Genomic DNA, 17,725 nt, shown 5'->3' with positions numbered 1-17,725 from the left:
GAGCGGGTTTATTCCATGAAGCTCTTCCCCCTGTTCGCCGATCTGAACGGCCGCCCCGCGCTGGTCGTGGGCGGCGGCGCCGTTGCCGAACGCAAGACGCTGGCGCTGCTCGAAGCGGGCGCCGCCGTGACCGTGGGCGCGCCCGGGCTGACGCCCGCCCTGGCCGCGCTGGCCGCCGACGGCCGCATCCGTCACCATCCGGGCCGGTTCGACCCCGCCTGGCTGGACGCCGTCTGGCTGGTCGTGGCCGCCACCGACGACACCGGGGTCAACCGCGAGGTATCCGAGGCCGCCGAGGCCCGCCGCCTGTTCTGCAATGTGGTGGACGATCCGGCGCTGTCCTCGTTCCAGGTGCCGTCCATCGTGGACCGCTCGCCGGTGATCGTGGCGATCTCGTCCTCGGGCGTGGCCCCGGTGCTGGCCCGCCGCCTGCGCGAACGCATCGAATCGCTGTTCGACCACACACTGGGCCAGCTGGCCGGACTGGCCGAGCGCTACCGCCAGCGCATCCGCGCCGGCCATCCCGACCTGGGCGCCCGGCGCCGCTTCTACGACTGGCTGCTGGACGGCCCCGTGGCCGGGCTGCTGCGCCAGCAGCGGCCGGACCAGGCCGAGGCCGCGCTGGCCACCGCCCTGGACCAGCCCCTGCGCCCCGCCGAGGGCAGCGTGGTGCTGGTGGGCGCCGGACCGGGAGACCCCGGCCTCTTGACGCTCAAGGCGCTGCGGGCGCTGAACGAGGCCGACGTGATCATGTACGACCGCCTGGTCAGCGATGACATCATGGCCCTGGCGCGGCGCGACGCGACGCGCGTGTCGGTGGGCAAGCAGCCCGGCGAAGACCATCACGCCACCCAGGCCCGCATCCACGCGCTGCTGGTCGAGCACGCGCGCGCCGGACGCCGCGTGGTGCGGCTCAAGGGCGGCGACGCCTTCATCTTCGGACGCGGCGGCGAGGAACTCGAATACCTGCGCGAGCACGGCGTGCGCTATGAGGTGGTGCCCGGCATCACGGCCGCGCTGGCCTGCGCCGCCTACGCCGGCATTCCGCTGACGCACCGCGAGCACGCGCAATCGGTGCGGCTGGTGACGGCCCACTGCCGCGACGACGAAGACAACCTGGATTGGCCCGCGCTGGCCCGCGAAAAGCAAACGCTGGCGTTCTACATGGGCGTGGGCCAGCTGGACGCGCTCAGCCGCCGGCTGATTTCGCACGGCCGCGCGCCGGACACGCCGTTCGCGCTGATCGAGAACGGCAGCCGCCCGGAACAGCGCGTGCTGTCGGGCGCAGTGAAGGACCTGCCCGATCTGGCGCGGGCGCACGGCATCCGCTCGCCCGCCCTGCTCATCGTGGGCGAGGTGGCGGGACTGGCGTCCCGCCTGCAATGGTTCGGCCGCCATATCGATGGCGGCCAGGGCAACGGCCAGCCGCAGCGCCTGGCCGCCTGAGGCCGCCGCGCCGAAAAGGCTGCGCGGCGCTTAAGGCGGCCTGATCCCGTCAGTCGGTCTTCTGGGTCGTGCCGAAGATGCGGTCGCCGGCGTCGCCCAGGCCCGGCACGATGTAGCCGTGCTCGTTCAGGTGGTCGTCGATGGACGCCGTGTAGATATGCACGTCCGGATGCTTGGCCAGCACGGCGTCGATGCCCACCGGCGCGGCCACCAGCACCAGCGCGCGGATTTCCTTGCAGCCGGCCTTCTTCAGCAGGTCGATGGCGGCGACCATGGAGCCGCCGGTGGCCAGCATGGGATCGACGATCAGCGCCAGACGCTGGTCCAGCTCGCCGACCAGGCGTTCCAGGTAGGTATGGGCTTCGAGGGTTTCCTCGTTGCGGGCCACGCCCACCACGCTGACCTTGGCGCCGGGGATCAGGCTCAGCACGCCATCCAGCATGCCGATGCCGGCGCGCAGGATGGGCACCACGGTGACTTTCTTGCCGGCGATCTTCTCGACCTGGACCTGGCCGCACCAGCCTTCGACGGTGGCGGGAGCCAGCGGCAGATCCTTGGACGCCTCGTAGGTGAGCAAGGCGCCCACTTCCTGCGACAGTTCACGGAAGCTCTTGGTGCTGAGGTCGGCGCGGCGCATGATCCCGAGCTTGTGGCGGATCAGCGGGTGACGGATTTCGTGCACGGGCATGTGCGTAAATCTCCAGAATATTGAGAGTCGGGGGTGTTCGCCTCAGGCGCGGCGGCGGGCGGCGCGGCGCTTTCGCGCCGGCTCGCGGTCCGCCTTGGATACCGCGCCAGAGAATCGTAATCGGTTTGCGGGAATTTTTATCGCCGGACCGCCCAGGGTGGGAAAGACCGCCCTGGCGGAACCCGGCATGGACCATGCCCTATTGTTCGGCCAGCCAGGCGATGAGCGCGTCGTCGAAGGCGCGCACCGCGCCTGCCTGCTCGTGGTTGACCATGCTGACCAGCACGTAGCGCTTGCCGCTGGCGCCCAGCACATAGCCGGCGATGGAACGCACGTCGCGCAGCGAGCCGGTCTTCAGGTGAGCCATGCCCTGCGTGCCGTCGCCCTTGAGGCGGCGGCGCACGGTGCCGTCCACGCCGGCGATGGCCAGGGACGAAATGTATTCCGGCATGACCGGCGAATTCCAGGCCACGGTCAGCATGGACGCCAGGCTGTCGGCGGACACGCGCGCCTCGCGCGACAGGCCGGCGCCGTTGTCGATGACCAGTTCCGGCATGTCCAGGCCCTGGCGCGCCAGCAGGCTCTTGGCCACGGCTTCGCTGCTGGCCACGGTGGCCGGCTTGCGGCCGCGCTCGGCGCCCAGCGTCAGCAGCAGCGTGCGCGCCATGACGTTGTTGCTGCGCTTGTTGATCTGGCGGATGACCTCGGCCAGCGTGGGCGAGTCGTGCGAGGCCAGCACCACGGCGTCGCCCGGCACCATGCCGGTACGGACCTGGCCCTTGAAGGTGCCGCCCAGCTCGCGCCACAGCATGCGGAAGACCTCGGTGGCGTAGTCGGGCTGCGACAGCGCCAGCCGGTACAGGCTGAACTCGCCGCAGGAGCCCGCCACCTTGCCGCTGACGCGCAGGGTCACGCCCTGCTGGGTGATGAGCGGCTCGGTCGAGACCACGGGCGCGCCGGGGCAGCGCGCCTCTGTCCATTCCACCTTGCCCTCGATTTTCAGGCCGGGCAGCGGCGGATCGATCAGCGGCACCCACTTATGGGCCGCCGCGTCCGGCAGGAACATCAGGCGCACGGCGCCGAATCCCACCATGAGCGCGTCCGGGCTGGCGTTGTAGGCGCGGTCGGGCGCGCCGTCGAAGGCGCCGGGATCGGTGCCCACCTGACCGAAGATGCTGCGGTCGATCACCAGATCGTTGATCTGCTTGACGCCGCGCAGGCGCAGCTCGCGCAACAGCACCCAGAGATCCTGCATCAGGAACTGCGGATCGCCACCGGCGCGCAGGTACAGCGGGCCGGACAGCGCGCCCTTGGCGTCGGGCCGGGCGCCCGGCTCGGTCATGAATTCGGTGCGCCAGACGTAATTGGGCCCCAGCTCGGACAGGGCCGCCCAGGTGGTCACCAGCTTCATGACCGAGGCGGGATTGCGCGGCTCCTTGGCGTTGAGCGCCACCAGGCGCGGGCCGCCCACCTCCTGCACCACCAGGGACAGGGCGCTGTCCGGCAGCTTGGTTTCCTTCCAGGCCTTGACCACGGCCGGCGGCAGGCCCGGCACCTGGGCGCAGGCCGCGCCGCCAGCCAGGGCCAGCAGTCCGCCCGCCAGCCACCGCCTGAACCGGCCCGTTCCCGCCACCGCCCTGTTGTATCCCGTCATGCCCCGACCACCTGAATGCTTATCCGGCAAAACCGAGAGCATACAAAACCTGGAGCGCTTGCGGGCGCAGGGCGGGGCATGCAAGCGCCCGGCCGGCCCTGGAATCGGCCCGCCGGCTGATCGCCGGCAGCCCTCCTTCCTCTACTGCACGCGCCACTTGCCGCCCGCAACCGTCGCCATGACCAGGGCGCGCTCGTCCAAGCCGTTGTGGTCAGCCGGGCTCATATTGACCACGCCGGTGGCCGTGGGCAGGTTTTTCACATTTTCCAGCGCGTCGCGCAGCGCCGCGCGGAATTCGGGCGTGCCCGGCCTGGCCGCCTTCAGCGCCACGGGCACGGCCTGTTGCAGCAACAGCCCCACGTCCCAGGTGTAGGCGGCGAACAGGGACACGCTGCCCGCGCCATGGACGGCCTCGTACTTGGCTGCGAAGGCCTGGGCGCTGGCCTTGACCGGGTGGCTGTCGGGCAGCAGGCCGGCCACCATCACCGGCCCCACCGGCACCCAGGCGCCCTCGCAGGCCGCGCCGCAGACGCGCAGGAAGTCGTTGTTGGCCACGCCGTGGTTGAAATAGATCTTGCCCGGGTAGCCGCGCTCGCGCAGCGCCCGGGCCGGCATCGCGGCCGGCGTGCCGGACGCCCCCACCACCACCGCGTCCGGCGCCGCCCCGACCAGCTTGAGGGTCTGCGCCACGGCCGAGGTGTCCGTGGGCGCGAAGCTCTCCTTGCCCACCAGCTCGATGCCGTGCTTCTTGGCCGCCTTCTCGACTTCCACCCAGAAAGTCTCGCCCAGCGCGTTGTTGAAGCCGATGAACGCCAGTTTCTTCACGCCCTGGGCGGCGGCATGGCGCGCGATGCCCTCGGCCATCAGCGAATCGGAATGCGGCGTCTTGAACACCCAGCGCCGCTTGTCGTCCATCGGCTCGATCAGGCGGGCCGAGGACGCCAGCGTGATGACCGGGGTGGCGCCCGCCGCCACCGTGTCCAGCATCGCCATCGTATTGGGCGTGGTGCTGGAACCGATGATCAGGTCGACTTTGTTCTCGGAAATCAGCTTGTGCGAGTTGCTGACGGCGCGGGTCGGGTCCGAGGCGTCGTCCAGCACCACGTACTCGACCTTCGCCCCGCCGATCTCTGCGGGCAACAGGCTCACGGTGTTGCGTTCGGGAATGCCCAGCGAGGCCTGCGGCCCGGTGGCGGACAAGGTGGCGCCGATCTTCACTTGCGCCTGCGCGGGCGCGGCGCCCCCGGCAAGCAGGCCGGCCGTCAGCGCGAGCGTCAGGGCGGCGTTCAGGGTGCAACGTGGGCTCATACGCGATCTCCTTTGGGGTCGGGGGCTTTGTTTTCGGGATGTGCCGGCCCCCTGCGGCGGGTAAGGGTTCAGGCGGGCATGCCTCCGTGCGTCGAGAACGCGCCGTTGCAGAACACCAGCGCGCCGGCCTCGTCGTCGTACAGGTGCAGGCGCAGGACCTGGCCGATCAGGATGGCATGGTCGCCGGCGTCCAGCACCTGGCGGGTGGCGCATTCGAAGCGCGCCACGCAGTCGTCGAACACCGGCAGGCCGTCATGGCCCGGGTACCAGTCCAGCCCGGCGTAGCGGTCCTCGGCCGTCTGCGCGAACGCCCGCGCCAGATGGCGATGGCTGGCGCCCAGCACATGCACCGCGAAGGCCGGCCGGGCGATGAACTCGGCATGCAGCAGGCTGGCGCGGCGCAGGCTCCACAACACCAGCGGCGGATCCAGCGAGACCGAGGCGAAGGAATTCACGGTCATGCCGATCGGCCCCTGCGCGCCCGCGGCAGTCACCACCGTGACGCCGGTGGCGTAGCGGCCCAGCGCCTGACGCATGCGGGCCGGGTTCAGATCCAGGCAGTCGCTCATCGGACGCTCCGTGGCTGACCGCCGGCTCAGGCGGGCTGGGCGGCGGCCGACGCCACGCCGGACAGCGGCATGGCCTCTTCCATCAGCCCGCGCATGGAATCGAGCACCAGGTCCTGGGACAGCAGACCGAAGTTGTGCAGGCTCATGACATGGTCCAGCCCCATGTCGGCCAGCCGCGCCAGCTTGTCGGCCACCGTGCGCGGCGAACCGAACAGAGACAGGCCGCTGGCGATGATGTCGGCGTAGACCTGCTTGCGCGCGTACAGGCGCGTGTCCACGTACAGGTCGAAAGCGCTGGCGGCGCGCTCGCGCGCCAGCGCGTCGGTCGGGGCGACATGGGTGTGCAGCGCCACCGCCGCCATGCCGGACGCGTCTTCGATGCCCGCCTCGGCCAGCCCGCGCCGGTAGTCCTGCATCATCAGGCCGATTTCCTCGAAGCTGTCCACCGCCGCGTAGGGCACGAACAGCATGCGGCGCCCCTGGCGACCCACGTGATAGGCGGCCTCGCGGCGCAGGATAGCCACGTAGACCGGCACCGGCTGCTGCACCGGCTGCACGTTGATCCGCACCTCGCGGATGGTGTTGTGGCGGCTTTCGTGCGTGACGCGCTCGCCGGCCAGCAGGCGCTCGACCAGCATCAGGTTCTCGTCGAAGCGCTCGCGCTTGATGGCGGGATCGACGTCGTAACCCTCGAATTCATGCTTCAGATAGCCCGAGCCCACGCCCAGCGACAGCCTTCCTTGCGAAAGCTGGTCCACCAGGGCATAGTTTTCCGCCACCGTCAGCGGGTTGTGGAAGGTCAGGATGGAGATCGCCGTGCCCAGGCGCAGCCGGCGCGTCTGCTGCGACAGCGCCGCCAGGAACACGGCCGGATTGGGCACCGCGCCATATTCATGGAAGTGGTGCTCGGCCACCCAGAACGTGTCGTAGCCCAGGCGCTCGGCCTGGCGCGCCTGGTCCAGCACCTGACCGTAGAGTTGCCCCAGGCTGCGCGGCGCCGAGGGGTAATGGTCCTGGACCGAGAAAATGGACATCTTCATGTTTGTCTCCGGATTGTCCGCCGTGACCGGCTGATGTATTTTTTAGTGATACGCGTATTCTAATAAGAGACATCCACATGTCAACAGACAGCAGCACCGGCATCCAGTCCGCGGAAATCGCGCTGGACGTCTTGACCCGCCTGGCCGAGCTGGGCGGCGCGCAATCCGTGTCCGAACTGGGCCGCAGCCTGGACATGCCGCGCGCCAAGGTCCATCGCTACCTGGTCTCGCTGGAACGGCGCGGCTATGTCGAGCAGGACCCCGCCAGCGCCCGCTACCGCCTGGGCCCGCAGGCGCTGCACACCGGGCTGGCCGCCCTGGCCGAGGTCGATTTCGTCAAGCTGGCGGCGGACGGCCTGGACGCGCTGAGCGGCGCCATCGGCCAGACCGTGTTCATCTCCATCTGGGGCCAGCACGGCCCCACCATCGTGCAGTGGCGCGACGCGCGCCTGCCCGTGACCGTGAACGTGCGGGTCGGCTCGGTGCTGCCCCTGCTCAACAGCGCCACCGGCCGGGTCTATGCCGCCTGGCTGCCCGAGGACCTGGCCCTGCCCCGCGCCCTGGCCGAATGGGACGCGCAGCTGCGCCAGGGCGCCGACGCGTCCTGGCTGCTGGACGCGGCCAAGCCGCCGGCCGATCCCGCCGCGGCCCTGCGCGCGCACTGGCGCGCCACGCGCGAACGCGGCTACGCCACGGTCAGCGGCCATCTGCTGCACGGCATCGATTCGGTCAGCGTGCCGGTGCGGGACGCCCAGGGCGGCCTGGCGGGCGCGCTCACCAGCCTGGGGCTGCACGGCGGCTTCGACCTGTCGCCCGACGGCGCCCCGGTGCGCGGGCTGCTGGCCGCCGCCGCCGACTGCTCGCGCCGGCTGGGCTGGCGGGCCTGAGGGACGGGCGTGATCAGCGCCTCCGACCGACACGCCTGACTGGCGGCCCGGCAGCGGACACCGCCCGCCGGCCTGCCTTTACAATAGCGAGTTGCCCCAGGCCTGCCCGGTACGACCCGGCCGGCCTTCCCGGCCGATTCCATGACGAACGGCCCCGCCGGCGGCCCGCGCCGCCCGCCCTCTCCTGCCAGATGCCCGCGTGACCCGATCTCTCACCGTTTCCGACTTCGACTACGAGCTGCCGCCCGAGCTCATCGCCCAGACGCCCGCCGCCGAACGCACCGGCAGCCGGCTGCTGCACCTGGATGACGCCAGCCAGCTGCATGACCGGCGCTTCGCCGACCTGACCGGCCTGCTGCGGTCCGGCGACCTGCTGGTCTTCAACGACACCCGCGTCATCAAGGCCCGGCTGAACGGCCACAAGACCACCGGCGGCAAGGTCGAGGTGCTGGTCGAGCGCATCACCGAGCCCGACCGCGCCCTGGCCCACGTGCGCGCCAGCAAGTCGCCCGGCCCCGGCATGGGGCTGCGCCTGGCCGACGCCTTCGACGCCGTGGTGCTGGGCCGCGAGGGCGAGCTGTTCGACATCCGCTTTTCCGGTCCGGTGCTGGACCTGCTGGACGCCCACGGCGCCACGCCGCTGCCGCCCTACATCACGCACGAGGCCGACGCCGGCGACGACGCCCGCTACCAGACCGTGTACGCGCGCGAACCCGGCGCCGTCGCGGCGCCCACCGCCGGCCTGCACTTCGACCAGGCCACGCTGGACCAGCTGGACGCCCTGGGCGTGGAACGCGCCTTCGTCACGCTGCACGTGGGCGCGGGCACCTTCCAGCCGGTGCGGGTCGACAGACTGGAAGACCACATCATGCACGCCGAATGGTTCACCGTGCCGCAGGCCACCGTGGACGCCATCGCCGCCGCCCGCGCGCGCGGCGGCCGCGTGATCGCCGTCGGCACCACCAGCGTGCGCGCCCTGGAATCGGCCGCCGCGCAGACCGCCGGATCAAACGCGCCGGGCATGCCTCTGGCCGCCGCCCAGGGCGACACACGCCTGTTCATCACGCCGGGCTACCAGTACCGCGTGGTCGACGCCCTGGTCACCAACTTCCACCTGCCCCAGTCGACCCTGCTGATGCTGGTGTCGGCGCTGGCCGGCGTCGAGCCGATCCGCCGCGCCTACGCCCACGCGGTGGCCCAGCGCTACCGCTTCTTCAGCTACGGCGACGCCATGTTCATCGAATCCCCCGCACAACAACCATGACCGGACTGAACTTCGAACTGCTCGCCACCGACGGCGGCGCCCGCCGCGGCCGCATCACGCTGAACCACGGCGTGGTCGAGACGCCCATCTTCATGCCCGTGGGCACCTACGGCAGCGTCAAGGCCATGCTGCCGCACGAGCTCAAGGAAATCGGCTCGCAGATCGTGCTGGGCAACACCTTCCACCTGTGGCTGCGCCCGGGCACGGAAATCATGGAAAAGCATGGCGGCCTGCACGGCTTCATGCAGTGGGACAAGCCCATCCTCACCGACTCGGGCGGCTTCCAGGTGTTCAGCCTGCAGGGCATGCGCAAGATCACCGAGGAAGGCGTCAAGTTCGCCTCGCCGATCGATGGCGCGCGCCTGTTCCTGACGCCCGAGGAATCGATGCGCATCCAGCGCTCGCTGAACTCGGACATCGTGATGGTGTTCGACGAATGCACGCCCTACGAGATCGACGGCCGTCCGGCCACGGTCGAGGAAGCGGCCCGCTCGATGCGCATGTCGCTGCGCTGGGCGCGGCGCTCGCGCGACGAGTTCGACCGCCTGGGCAATCCCAACGCGCTGTTCGGCATCGTCCAGGGCGGCATGTACGAATCGCTGCGCGACGAATCGCTGGCCGGGCTGCAGGACATCGGTTTCCACGGCTACGCCATCGGCGGCCTGTCGGTGGGCGAGCCCAAGGAAGACATGATGCGCATCCTGGCGCACGTCACGCCCAAGCTGCCGGCGCAGGCGCCGCGCTACCTGATGGGCGTGGGCACGCCGGAAGACCTGGTCGAGGGCGTGTCGCGGGGCGTGGACATGTTCGACTGCGTCATGCCGACCCGCAACGCGCGCAACGGCTGGCTGTTCACCCGTTTCGGCGACGTCAAGATCCGCAACGCCAAGTACCGCGACGACACCCGTCCGCTGGACCCCAGCTGCGCCTGCCACACCTGCTCGAATTTCTCGCGCGCTTACCTGCATCATCTGCAGCGCGCCAACGAGATCACCGGCGCGCGCCTGAATACGCTGCACAACCTGCACTTCTATTTGACTATCATGAAGGAAATGCGCGAGGCGATCGCCGAAGGCCGCTTCGACGCCTGGCGCGCCCGGTTCGCCGCCGACCGCGCCCGCGGCGTGAACTAGCGCCCGCACGGGCCGCGGGCCGCCTCTCATGGAAAACCCGGAACCCCGCCCTGCCCGGCGGGCCGGGGCAGCCTCCGACACGGGAGCGCGCGCAGAACCTAGATACAATAGTCGGCTTGCCCTGTCCAAGGCTCGCGCGGGGACAGCGCATGCGGCGCAGCCTCGAAGCGCGCCGGCAACCAAGAACTCAACAAACCCTAAAGACCAAACACGCAGGAGAATTCCATGTCCGCTATCGATACCGCCAGCCTCGTCATGGCCCAGGCCGCAGCGCCCGAGGGCGGCGCGCTCATGGGCATGCTGCCCATCATTCTGATGTTCGTGATCCTCTATTTCCTGATGATCCGTCCCCAGATGAAGCGCCAGAAGGAGCACCGCAATCTGATCGCCGCCCTGGCCAAGGGCGACGAAGTCGTCACCGCCGGCGGCATGCTGGGCAAGGTCACCAAGGTCAACGACAGCTACGTCACCGTCGAAGTCTCGGAACTGGCCGAGAAGCCCGTCGAGATCATCATGCAGAAGTCCTCGGTCTCGGCCGTGCTGCCCAAGGGAACCATCAAGGCCCTGTAAGAGTCACATGGTGCTGCGCCGGGCCGGCAGGTCCGGCCGCCACGCCAGACTCCGCCCGGCGCCCGCGCCGGGCGGACCCTTTCACCCTGACATGAAGTAGCCGGCAATGAACCGCTATCCCCTCTGGAAATACATAACGGTCCTGGTGGCGGTCGTCATAGGCCTGCTGTATACGCTTCCCAATTTCTACGGCGAATCGCCTGCCGTCCAGGTTTCCAGCGCCAAGGCCACCGTCAAGGTCGAGCCGGCCATGCTGAGCCGGGTCGAGCAGATCCTGACCGACGCCAAGATCCCCAACGAAGGGGTCTATTTCGAACAGAACGGCACGCTCGGCACCGTGCGCGCCCGCTTCACCTCGACCGACCTGCAGCTGCAGGCGCGCGACCTGATCGACAAATCCCTGAACACCGTCTCCGGCGACCCGCAGTACACCGTGGCGCTGAACCTGCTGCCCGCCTCGCCGCCCTGGATGCGCGCGCTGGGCTGGTTCGCCCCCAAGCCCATGTACCTGGGCCTGGACCTGCGCGGCGGCGTGCACTTCCTGCTGCAGGTGGACATGCAGGGCGCCCTGACCGCCCGCTATGACTCGCTGGCCGCCGACGTGCGCTCGGTGCTGCGCGACCAGAAGGTCAACGTGGCCGGCGTGGAACGCTCCGGCATGGGCGTGGCCGCCACCTTCAACGACACGCAGGACCGCGACCGCGCCATCTCGACGCTGCGTAGCCGCCTGCCCGACCTGGAATTCACCGAGCGCGAGGAAAACGGCAAGCAGCTGCTGATCGGCGCGCTGAACCCGGCCGCCGTCACCCGCGTGCAGGATTCCGCGCTCAAGCAGAACATCAACACCCTGCACAACCGCATCAACGAGCTGGGCGTGGCCGAACCGGTCATCCAGCAGCAGGGCAACGACCGCATCGTGGTGCAGCTGCCCGGCGTGCAGGACGTGGCCAAGGCCAAGGAACTGCTGGGCCGCACCGCCACCCTTGAAATCCGCATGGTCGACGATTCCCCCGCCGCGCAGGCCGCGCTGCTGGGCGGTTCCGTGCCGTTCGGCCTGGAACGCTACAACGACCGCGACGGTCGCGGCATCCTGGTCCGCCGCCAGGTCATCCTGACCGGCGAGAACCTGCAGGACGCCCAGCCCGGCCGCGACTCGCAGACCCAGCAGGCTGCCGTGCACCTGACGCTGGACGCCAAGGGCGCCCGCATCTTCCGCGACGTCACCCGCGACAACATCAACAAGCGCATGGCCATCCTGCTGTTCGAGAACGGCAAGGGCGAAGTGGTCACCGCGCCGGTCATCCGCGGCGAGATCGCCGGCGGCCAGGTGCAGATCTCGGGCAGCATGTCGTCCGAGGAAGCCGCCGACACCGCCCTGCTGCTGCGCGCAGGCGCGCTGGCCGCGCCGATGTCCATCATCGAGGAACGCACCATCGGCCCCAGCCTGGGCGCCGACAACATCGCCAAGGGCTTCTACTCGACGCTGTACGGCTTCCTGGCGATCGCCGCGTTCATCATCCTGTACTACCACCTGTTCGGCGTGTTCTCGACCATCGGCCTGACTTTCAACGTGCTGCTGCTGCTGGCCCTGCTGTCCATGCTGCAGGCCACGCTGACCCTGCCGGGCATCGCGGCCATCGCGCTGACGCTGGGCATGGCGATCGACTCGAACGTGCTGATCAACGAGCGCATCCGGGAAGAACTGCGCGCCGGCGCCAGTCCGCAACAGGCCATTCACCATGGCTTCGAGCGCGCCTGGGGCACCATCCTGGACTCCAACCTGACCACCCTGATCGTGGGCCTGGCGCTGCTGGCCTTCGGCTCGGGTCCGATCCGGGGCTTCGCCGTGGTGCACTGCCTGGGCATCCTGACCTCGATGTTCTCGTCGGTCGTGGGCGTGCGCGCGCTGGCCAACCTCTGGTACGGCCGCAAGAAGAAGCTCACCTCGATCTCCATCGGCGAGGTCTGGAAACCCAAGACGAACTGAACAGCGCGGGCGGCCCCCGCCACAGATAGAGCCCAAGGCCAACCATGGAATTCTTCCGGATCCACCGCACCATCCCGTTCATGCGCCACGCGCTGGTGCTGAACGTCATCAGCCTCGTCACCTTCCTGGCGGCTGTCTTCTTCATCGCCACCCGCGGCTTCCACCTGTCGATCGAATTCACCGGCGGCACGGTCATGGAAGTCAGCTACAACCAGACCGCACAGCTGGAAAGCGTGCGCGGCGTCGTCTCCAAGCTCGGCTACAGCGACTTCCAGGTGCAGAACTTCGGCACCTCGCGCGACGTGATGATCCGCCTGCCCCTGCAGGAAGGCCAGACGTCCGCCACGCAGAGCGAAACCGTCATGTCCGCGCTCAAGGCGGCCGACGCCGGCGTCGAGCTGCGCCGGGTCGAGTTCGTCGGCCCGCAGGTCGGCCAGGAACTGCTGCACAACGGCCTCATGGCGCTGCTGGTCGTGGTGCTGGGCATCGTGATCTACCTGGGCTTCCGCTTCGAATGGAAATTCGCCGTCGCCGGCGTGATCGCCAACCTGCACGACGTGGTGATCATCCTGGGCTTCTTCGCCTTCTTCCAGTGGGAATTCTCGCTCTCGGTGCTGGCCGGCGTGCTGGCGGTGCTGGGCTACTCGGTGAACGAATCCGTGGTCATCATGGACCGGATCCGCGAGAACTTCCGCAAGTACCGCAAGGCGGACGTGCAGGAAGTCATCAACAGCGCCATCACCCAGACCATCTCGCGGACCATCATCACCCACGGTTCCACGCAGATGATGGTGCTGGCCATGCTGTTCTTCGGCGGCCCCACCCTGCACTACTTCGCCATGGCCCTGACCATCGGCATCTGGTTCGGCATCTACTCGTCGGTGTTCGTCGCCGCCGCGCTGGCCATGTGGATGGGTGTCAAGCGCGAAGACCTGGTCAAGCCGGTCAAGAAGGAAGGCGAGGAAGGCGAAGTCGCCTGATCGCGCCATCAGTCCGCATCAGAACCCGCCCTCGTGGCGGGTTTTTTTTAGAGGTCCGCCACGTCACGCAGCCGGACACCGGTCAACTTCGCCGCAACCAGGGCATCGGACATCACCCGATCGCAGACAGGAGAAGCGCCCAAGCGCTCCTGGCGAAAGATGTGGGCATTTGCCACGGCGTCTGCCTTGAAGATCAGACTCGCTCCACCCACCACGCTGTACAGCTTGACGTCCTGGCCAGTCTGGTGATCGCGGTCAAGCCTGATCTTCACCCGCGATCGGGCTTCGTCCAGTGCATTCAGCGTGCGCAGCACATTGCAGAGGTAGTACTGCGGACCGGGGGAACCGTCGGCAAGGGTGAAGTCGCATGAGACAAATGCGAATGCTTCGGGGTCTACACGCAGGAATACCTGTCTGAGTGCCTCGGAGACCACCCAGATGCCTGCCAGCGCCTCAAAGTCGCGCGGCAGCCCCCCTTTCTCCGGCACGTGCACCAGATGTGGCCGCTCGGGGTACTGATCGGGTTCGCCAGTCGGTCGCTCGACAATATTCATGCCAGGGTGGATCAGTGCGTCTTCGTTCGCAAATTCCAGCCCCGAAACCTGACCATTACCCCTGAGGCTTGGATCAACGAGAAAGAACCTGCCCTTGTAGGACTCGGTCCCAGCTGAAACGGGAATGCCGGTCTGCTCGTTCATGGGTTTCCAACATGGATACGGGTTGAAAGGGTTCCCGTGGGTGGGCTGATCGTAGCAGTGCTACAGCATCTGGAGTGCTCCTCGCATTTTAGGACGGGAGCCCTACGGCAAGAAGGGCGAGCGCGCGGCGAGACTCTTTAAGCGCCCCATCGACACGCCAGAGAAGATGGCAACTGAAGCACGGCGCCTGCATGGCAAGAGCGCCGTGAGCAGGCTGCGCCTGTCCCTTCGGCTTGTACGGATAGCCCGGCCTCCAATACAGGGAATACCTTGCGATATCGAAATTCCGTCTCTTGATTTCTATATCTGAACAGGTATATTGATGGAAGTTGACCTACCCAAACCGCTGTACTGGACAGGAAGCGCCAAGAAGGATTTCAAGGCATTCCCGCTTGCCGTCCAAAGGAACATGGGCATGTGGCTCTACGTCGTGCAGCTGGGCCGCATGCCCTACGCCGCCAACCCGTGGAAAGGGTTGGGGCCGGGCGTCCACGAACTGGTGGACGACCACCTCGGCAACACGTATCGCGCGGTCTACGTGGTGCGCCTGGGCGATGCCGTGCATGTGCTGCACGCGTTCCAGAAGAAGTCCAAAACGGGTATTGCCACGCCCAAGCCTGAAATCTCGCTGATCGAAAGGCGCCTGAAGCAGGTCCTGGCCTCGTATACATCCAACCGGAGCAAGCCATGACATCCCACACCGGCACCGCCAACGTCCTGTACGACCTGGGATTCGAAGACGCGGCCGACCTCACCGCCAAGGTCCAGCTGGCGGTCAAGATCAACGACCTGATAGACCGGCGCGGCCTGACCCAGGTGGAAACGTCCGCCTTGACCGGCATGTCCCAGCCCAAGGTCTCGCAGATCCGCCGCTACAAGCTGCTGAACATCTCGCTGGAACGGCTCATGCTGGCCCTGGTTTCCCTGGACCAGCGCGTGGAGATCCGGGTCCGCCGCGCGCGCCGCTCCGACCCTGCCGGAATCAGCGTCGTCGCCTGACGGGCGCGTGCGCCGCCACTGTACCGCCACGCGCCGCTCCGCTGTACCGGGCCGAACCCCGCCGGCATTCGCTACCATAGCCCCCATGAAACTCGTCATCGATCACATCGTCGTCGCCGCCCCGGACCTGGACAGCGGCGCCCGCCATGTCGCCAGGCTGCTGGGCGTGGAGCCCGCGCGCGGCGGCGCGCATCCCCGCATGGGCACGCACAACCGCGTGCTGGGCATGGCGGGCGGCATGTACCTGGAAGTCATCGCCATCGATCCCGACGCCGCCGCGCCGGAACGGCCGCGCTGGTTCGGCCTGGACGAGCCGGCCATGCGCGAACGGCTGCGCGGCGGCCCGTTCCTGGCGCACTGGGCGGCGCGCGTCGCGCTGCCGGACGACCTGAGTGCGTGGCAGGCGCGTCACCCCGAGCGCATCGCGCCCCCCATTCCCATGACCCGCGGCGAACTGCGCTGGCGCCTCACCGTGCCGGACGACGGCAGCCTGCCGGCCTGGCGCGAGGCGGGCCAGAGCGCCGGCGACGGCCTGCTGCCTACACTGATCCAATGGGACGTGCCGGCCCATCCCGGCATCAGCCTGCCGGACAGCGGCCTGACGCTGCTGCGCCTGAGCGGCAGCCATCCGCGCGCGGCGCTGCTGCGCCAGGGACTGGACTGGCTGGGCGCGGACGGCCTGATCGACATTGAACAGGCCGACGGCCCGCCGCGCCTGAGCGCGAGCTTCGCCACCGCCAGCGGCGCAAGAACGCTGGCCTGAGGCGGCCCCGCAGGGCTGCCCGCCGGCCGACCCGAACCCATCACAAACCGAGGAGACCCCATGACACATACCCGCAAGCGGTTCGACGAAGACCCTTATCTGGCCCGCTGCGAAGCCACCGTGATCGCCGTCCATCCGGAAGGCATCGAGCTGGACGAGACGGTCTGCTATGCGCGCAGCGGCGGACAGGCCGGCGACACCGGCCTGGTGACGCTATCTGACGGCCGCAAGCTGGCCTTGACGGACACCATCTACGCCGACGACCGCCGGCGCATCCTGCACGTACTGGAAGAAGGCGCCACGCCACGGGTCGGCGATCGCATCGCCGTGGAACTGGACTGGCCGCGCCGGCATCGCCTGATGCGCCTGCACACCTGTCTGCACCTGCTGGGCGCGCTGGTGCCGGCGCCCGTGACCGGCTGCAGCATTTCCCCCGATTCGGCGCGCATCGACTTCGACCTGCCCGAATCCACGCTCGACAAGGACGATCTGACCGCCCGCCTGAATGCGCTGATCGAGGCCGGCACGCCCGTCACCGTCAACAGCATCTCGCCCGAGGAGCTGGCGGCGCAGCCCGACCTGGTGCGCACCATCGGCGCGGCGCCGCCGGCCGCCGAGCGGATCCGCATCATCGAGATCCCGGGCGTGGACCGCCAGCCCTGTGGCGGCACCCATGTCGCCAACACCAGCGAGATCGGCCCGGTGGCGGTGGTCAAGATCGAAAAGAAGAGCCGCAGCAACCGGCGCGTGGCGATCCAGTTCCGCTGACGCGCCCGCGCGTGGCGGCTGCGCTCATCCAGCGCGCGGCCGCGCGCTGGCCCTGACGTCTCAGCCGCGCCGCCACCACCGCCACGGCATGCGCAGCGGCCATTGGTACTTGCTGCCCAGCACGCGCGGCGCCAACCCGTGCGCCACGGCGAAGGCGATGCCGGCGGCGGTCATCACATCGGACAGGTAGTGGTCCAGGTTGACCAGGCGGCTGACGGCGACCAGCGCGGCCAGCGACAGGAAGGCCCAGCGCCAGCGCGGCGCCAGGATGCCCAACACCACGGCCACGGAAAACGCCGCGTAGGTGTGGCTGGACGGAAAGGAATTGAACAGCTGCGCGCGCGAGAAGGTCTCGCCCATGCCGTAGATGCCCTGCTCGAAATACAGCTCGGGCCGGGCGCGCGCCACCCCGCGCTTCAACACCAGCACAACCAGGCCGCCCACGGCCATGGTGGACAGCAGCAGCAGGCTGCCGCGCGTCATGCTCTCGTAGCGCATGCGCAGCGGATTGGGCCAGCCGCGAGCGGCACCCAGCAGACCGACGATATAGAACGCCAAGCCGACGACGATGTACTTGCCGCTGTCGCCCAGGTAGCCGATCCAGGCGAACGAGGTGTCAACATCCGCGCTCACATGCCCGCGCAGCCAGACGGCCAGCGGCAGATCGAGCCACAGCGCGCTGACGCCCGCCAGCAGGGCCAGGACGGCCCCCCCCGCCAGCCAGCGGAGCGACGAAAACGGGCTGCGCATCGAGTCGTATGCCGTTCCCCGCCCGGTGGCGGCGGGAACGGCGGCGGGCGTCGGTAGCGGATTGGAAGTCATGCGCGCCCTGCTGAAACGAGAAACATTATTGGGATGGCCGTTTTTGGAGAGCGACTATCGTAACGGCGGCGGGCGGCGACTCCAAGAAGCAATTGGGCGCAAGAGGTAAAATTCCCGGTTTCTCCCACAGCAGCCCCCGGGATCTACAC

The 17,725-nt window shown here is 68.7% G+C and carries 18 protein-coding genes; 11 read left to right on the top strand and 7 right to left on the bottom strand.

Going from position 1 to position 17,725, the window contains the following annotated elements; translation table 11 throughout:
• The first annotated feature begins 15 nt into the window (after positions 1-15).
• Positions 16-1,446 (top strand): siroheme synthase CysG, encoded by a 1,431-nt coding sequence (gene cysG / locus AC6LJ5_RS16485; RefSeq protein ID WP_498141039.1) that lies wholly within the window; start codon positions 16-18, stop codon positions 1,444-1,446.
• Between the two features lie 49 nt (positions 1,447-1,495).
• On the opposite strand, the gene upp is transcribed toward cysG, so the two are convergent.
• From upp to AC6LJ5_RS16460, 5 genes are all read right to left on the bottom strand, one after another.
• Positions 1,496-2,134, bottom strand: a complete 639-nt coding sequence (gene upp / locus AC6LJ5_RS16480; RefSeq protein WP_103275867.1) for a uracil phosphoribosyltransferase — start codon at positions 2,132-2,134, stop codon at positions 1,496-1,498.
• Positions 2,135-2,333: 199 nt separating this feature from the next.
• Entirely contained in the window at positions 2,334-3,788 is a 1,455-nt protein-coding gene (dacB, locus tag AC6LJ5_RS16475) for a D-alanyl-D-alanine carboxypeptidase/D-alanyl-D-alanine endopeptidase (protein WP_103275868.1), read from the bottom strand.
• A 141-nt stretch (positions 3,789-3,929) separates the two neighbouring features.
• Complete coding sequence (locus AC6LJ5_RS16470; RefSeq protein ID WP_103275869.1) at positions 3,930-5,096, bottom strand: ABC transporter substrate-binding protein; 1,167 nt, start codon at positions 5,094-5,096, stop codon at positions 3,930-3,932.
• Positions 5,097-5,164: 68 nt separating this feature from the next.
• Positions 5,165-5,665: a flavin reductase family protein gene (locus AC6LJ5_RS16465; RefSeq protein ID WP_498141038.1), complete on the bottom strand. Its 501-nt coding sequence runs from the start codon at positions 5,663-5,665 to the stop codon at positions 5,165-5,167.
• Positions 5,666-5,691: 26 nt separating this feature from the next.
• On the bottom strand, positions 5,692-6,705 hold the full coding sequence (locus AC6LJ5_RS16460; RefSeq protein WP_103275871.1) for an LLM class flavin-dependent oxidoreductase: 1,014 nt from the start codon (positions 6,703-6,705) through the stop codon (positions 5,692-5,694).
• A 77-nt stretch (positions 6,706-6,782) separates the two neighbouring features.
• Between AC6LJ5_RS16460 and AC6LJ5_RS16455 the strand changes: the two genes are divergently transcribed.
• From AC6LJ5_RS16455 to secF, 6 genes are all read left to right on the top strand, one after another.
• On the top strand, positions 6,783-7,592 hold the full coding sequence (locus AC6LJ5_RS16455; protein WP_103275872.1) for an IclR family transcriptional regulator: 810 nt from the start codon (positions 6,783-6,785) through the stop codon (positions 7,590-7,592).
• 199 nt (positions 7,593-7,791) lie between these two features.
• Positions 7,792-8,856 (top strand): tRNA preQ1(34) S-adenosylmethionine ribosyltransferase-isomerase QueA, encoded by a 1,065-nt coding sequence (gene queA, locus AC6LJ5_RS16450; RefSeq protein ID WP_498141037.1) that lies wholly within the window; start codon positions 7,792-7,794, stop codon positions 8,854-8,856.
• Positions 8,853-9,989 carry a tRNA guanosine(34) transglycosylase Tgt gene (tgt, locus tag AC6LJ5_RS16445; protein ID WP_498141036.1) on the top strand — a complete coding sequence of 379 codons (1,137 nt, stop codon included), beginning with the start codon at positions 8,853-8,855 and terminating at the stop codon, positions 9,987-9,989. The genes queA and tgt overlap by 4 nt, the downstream gene beginning before the upstream one ends.
• 225 nt (positions 9,990-10,214) lie before the next feature.
• The gene (yajC, locus tag AC6LJ5_RS16440) at positions 10,215-10,559 is read left to right on the top strand and encodes a preprotein translocase subunit YajC (RefSeq protein WP_103275875.1); all 345 of its coding nucleotides are present in this window, start codon (positions 10,215-10,217) and stop codon (positions 10,557-10,559) included.
• A 106-nt stretch (positions 10,560-10,665) separates the two neighbouring features.
• Entirely contained in the window at positions 10,666-12,546 is a 1,881-nt protein-coding gene (gene secD, locus AC6LJ5_RS16435) for a protein translocase subunit SecD (protein WP_498141035.1), read from the top strand.
• Positions 12,547-12,590: 44 nt separating this feature from the next.
• Positions 12,591-13,526 carry a protein translocase subunit SecF gene (gene secF / locus AC6LJ5_RS16430; protein WP_392409160.1) on the top strand — a complete coding sequence of 312 codons (936 nt, stop codon included), beginning with the start codon at positions 12,591-12,593 and terminating at the stop codon, positions 13,524-13,526.
• Between the two features lie 47 nt (positions 13,527-13,573).
• Here the strand turns inward: secF and AC6LJ5_RS16425 are convergent, their stop codons facing one another.
• Entirely contained in the window at positions 13,574-14,224 is a 651-nt protein-coding gene (locus AC6LJ5_RS16425; protein WP_498141034.1) for an imm11 family protein, read from the bottom strand.
• A 322-nt stretch (positions 14,225-14,546) separates the two neighbouring features.
• Between AC6LJ5_RS16425 and AC6LJ5_RS16420 the strand changes: the two genes are divergently transcribed.
• The 4 genes from AC6LJ5_RS16420 (at position 14,547) to AC6LJ5_RS16405 (ending at position 16,754) form a co-directional block, all read left to right on the top strand.
• Positions 14,547-14,915, top strand: coding sequence for a type II toxin-antitoxin system RelE/ParE family toxin (locus AC6LJ5_RS16420; RefSeq protein WP_498141033.1), 369 nt, complete (start codon positions 14,547-14,549; stop codon positions 14,913-14,915).
• On the top strand, positions 14,912-15,223 hold the full coding sequence (locus AC6LJ5_RS16415) for a helix-turn-helix domain-containing protein (protein ID WP_103275880.1): 312 nt from the start codon (positions 14,912-14,914) through the stop codon (positions 15,221-15,223). The genes AC6LJ5_RS16420 and AC6LJ5_RS16415 overlap by 4 nt, the downstream gene beginning before the upstream one ends.
• A gap of 85 nt (positions 15,224-15,308) precedes the next feature.
• Positions 15,309-15,986, top strand: coding sequence for a VOC family protein (locus tag AC6LJ5_RS16410; RefSeq protein WP_498141032.1), 678 nt, complete (start codon positions 15,309-15,311; stop codon positions 15,984-15,986).
• A gap of 60 nt (positions 15,987-16,046) precedes the next feature.
• Positions 16,047-16,754 carry an alanyl-tRNA editing protein gene (locus AC6LJ5_RS16405; protein WP_392409148.1) on the top strand — a complete coding sequence of 236 codons (708 nt, stop codon included), beginning with the start codon at positions 16,047-16,049 and terminating at the stop codon, positions 16,752-16,754.
• A gap of 60 nt (positions 16,755-16,814) precedes the next feature.
• On the opposite strand, the gene AC6LJ5_RS16400 is transcribed toward AC6LJ5_RS16405, so the two are convergent.
• Positions 16,815-17,576 (bottom strand): phosphatase PAP2 family protein, encoded by a 762-nt coding sequence (locus AC6LJ5_RS16400; RefSeq protein ID WP_498141031.1) that lies wholly within the window; start codon positions 17,574-17,576, stop codon positions 16,815-16,817.
• Positions 17,577-17,725 lie beyond the last annotated feature (149 nt).

It is taken from the genome of Achromobacter sp. 1011791174 (assembly GCF_059760925.1).
Note: the sequence above shows the minus strand (reverse complement) of the source record. Positions and strands in the feature narration are given on the sequence as shown.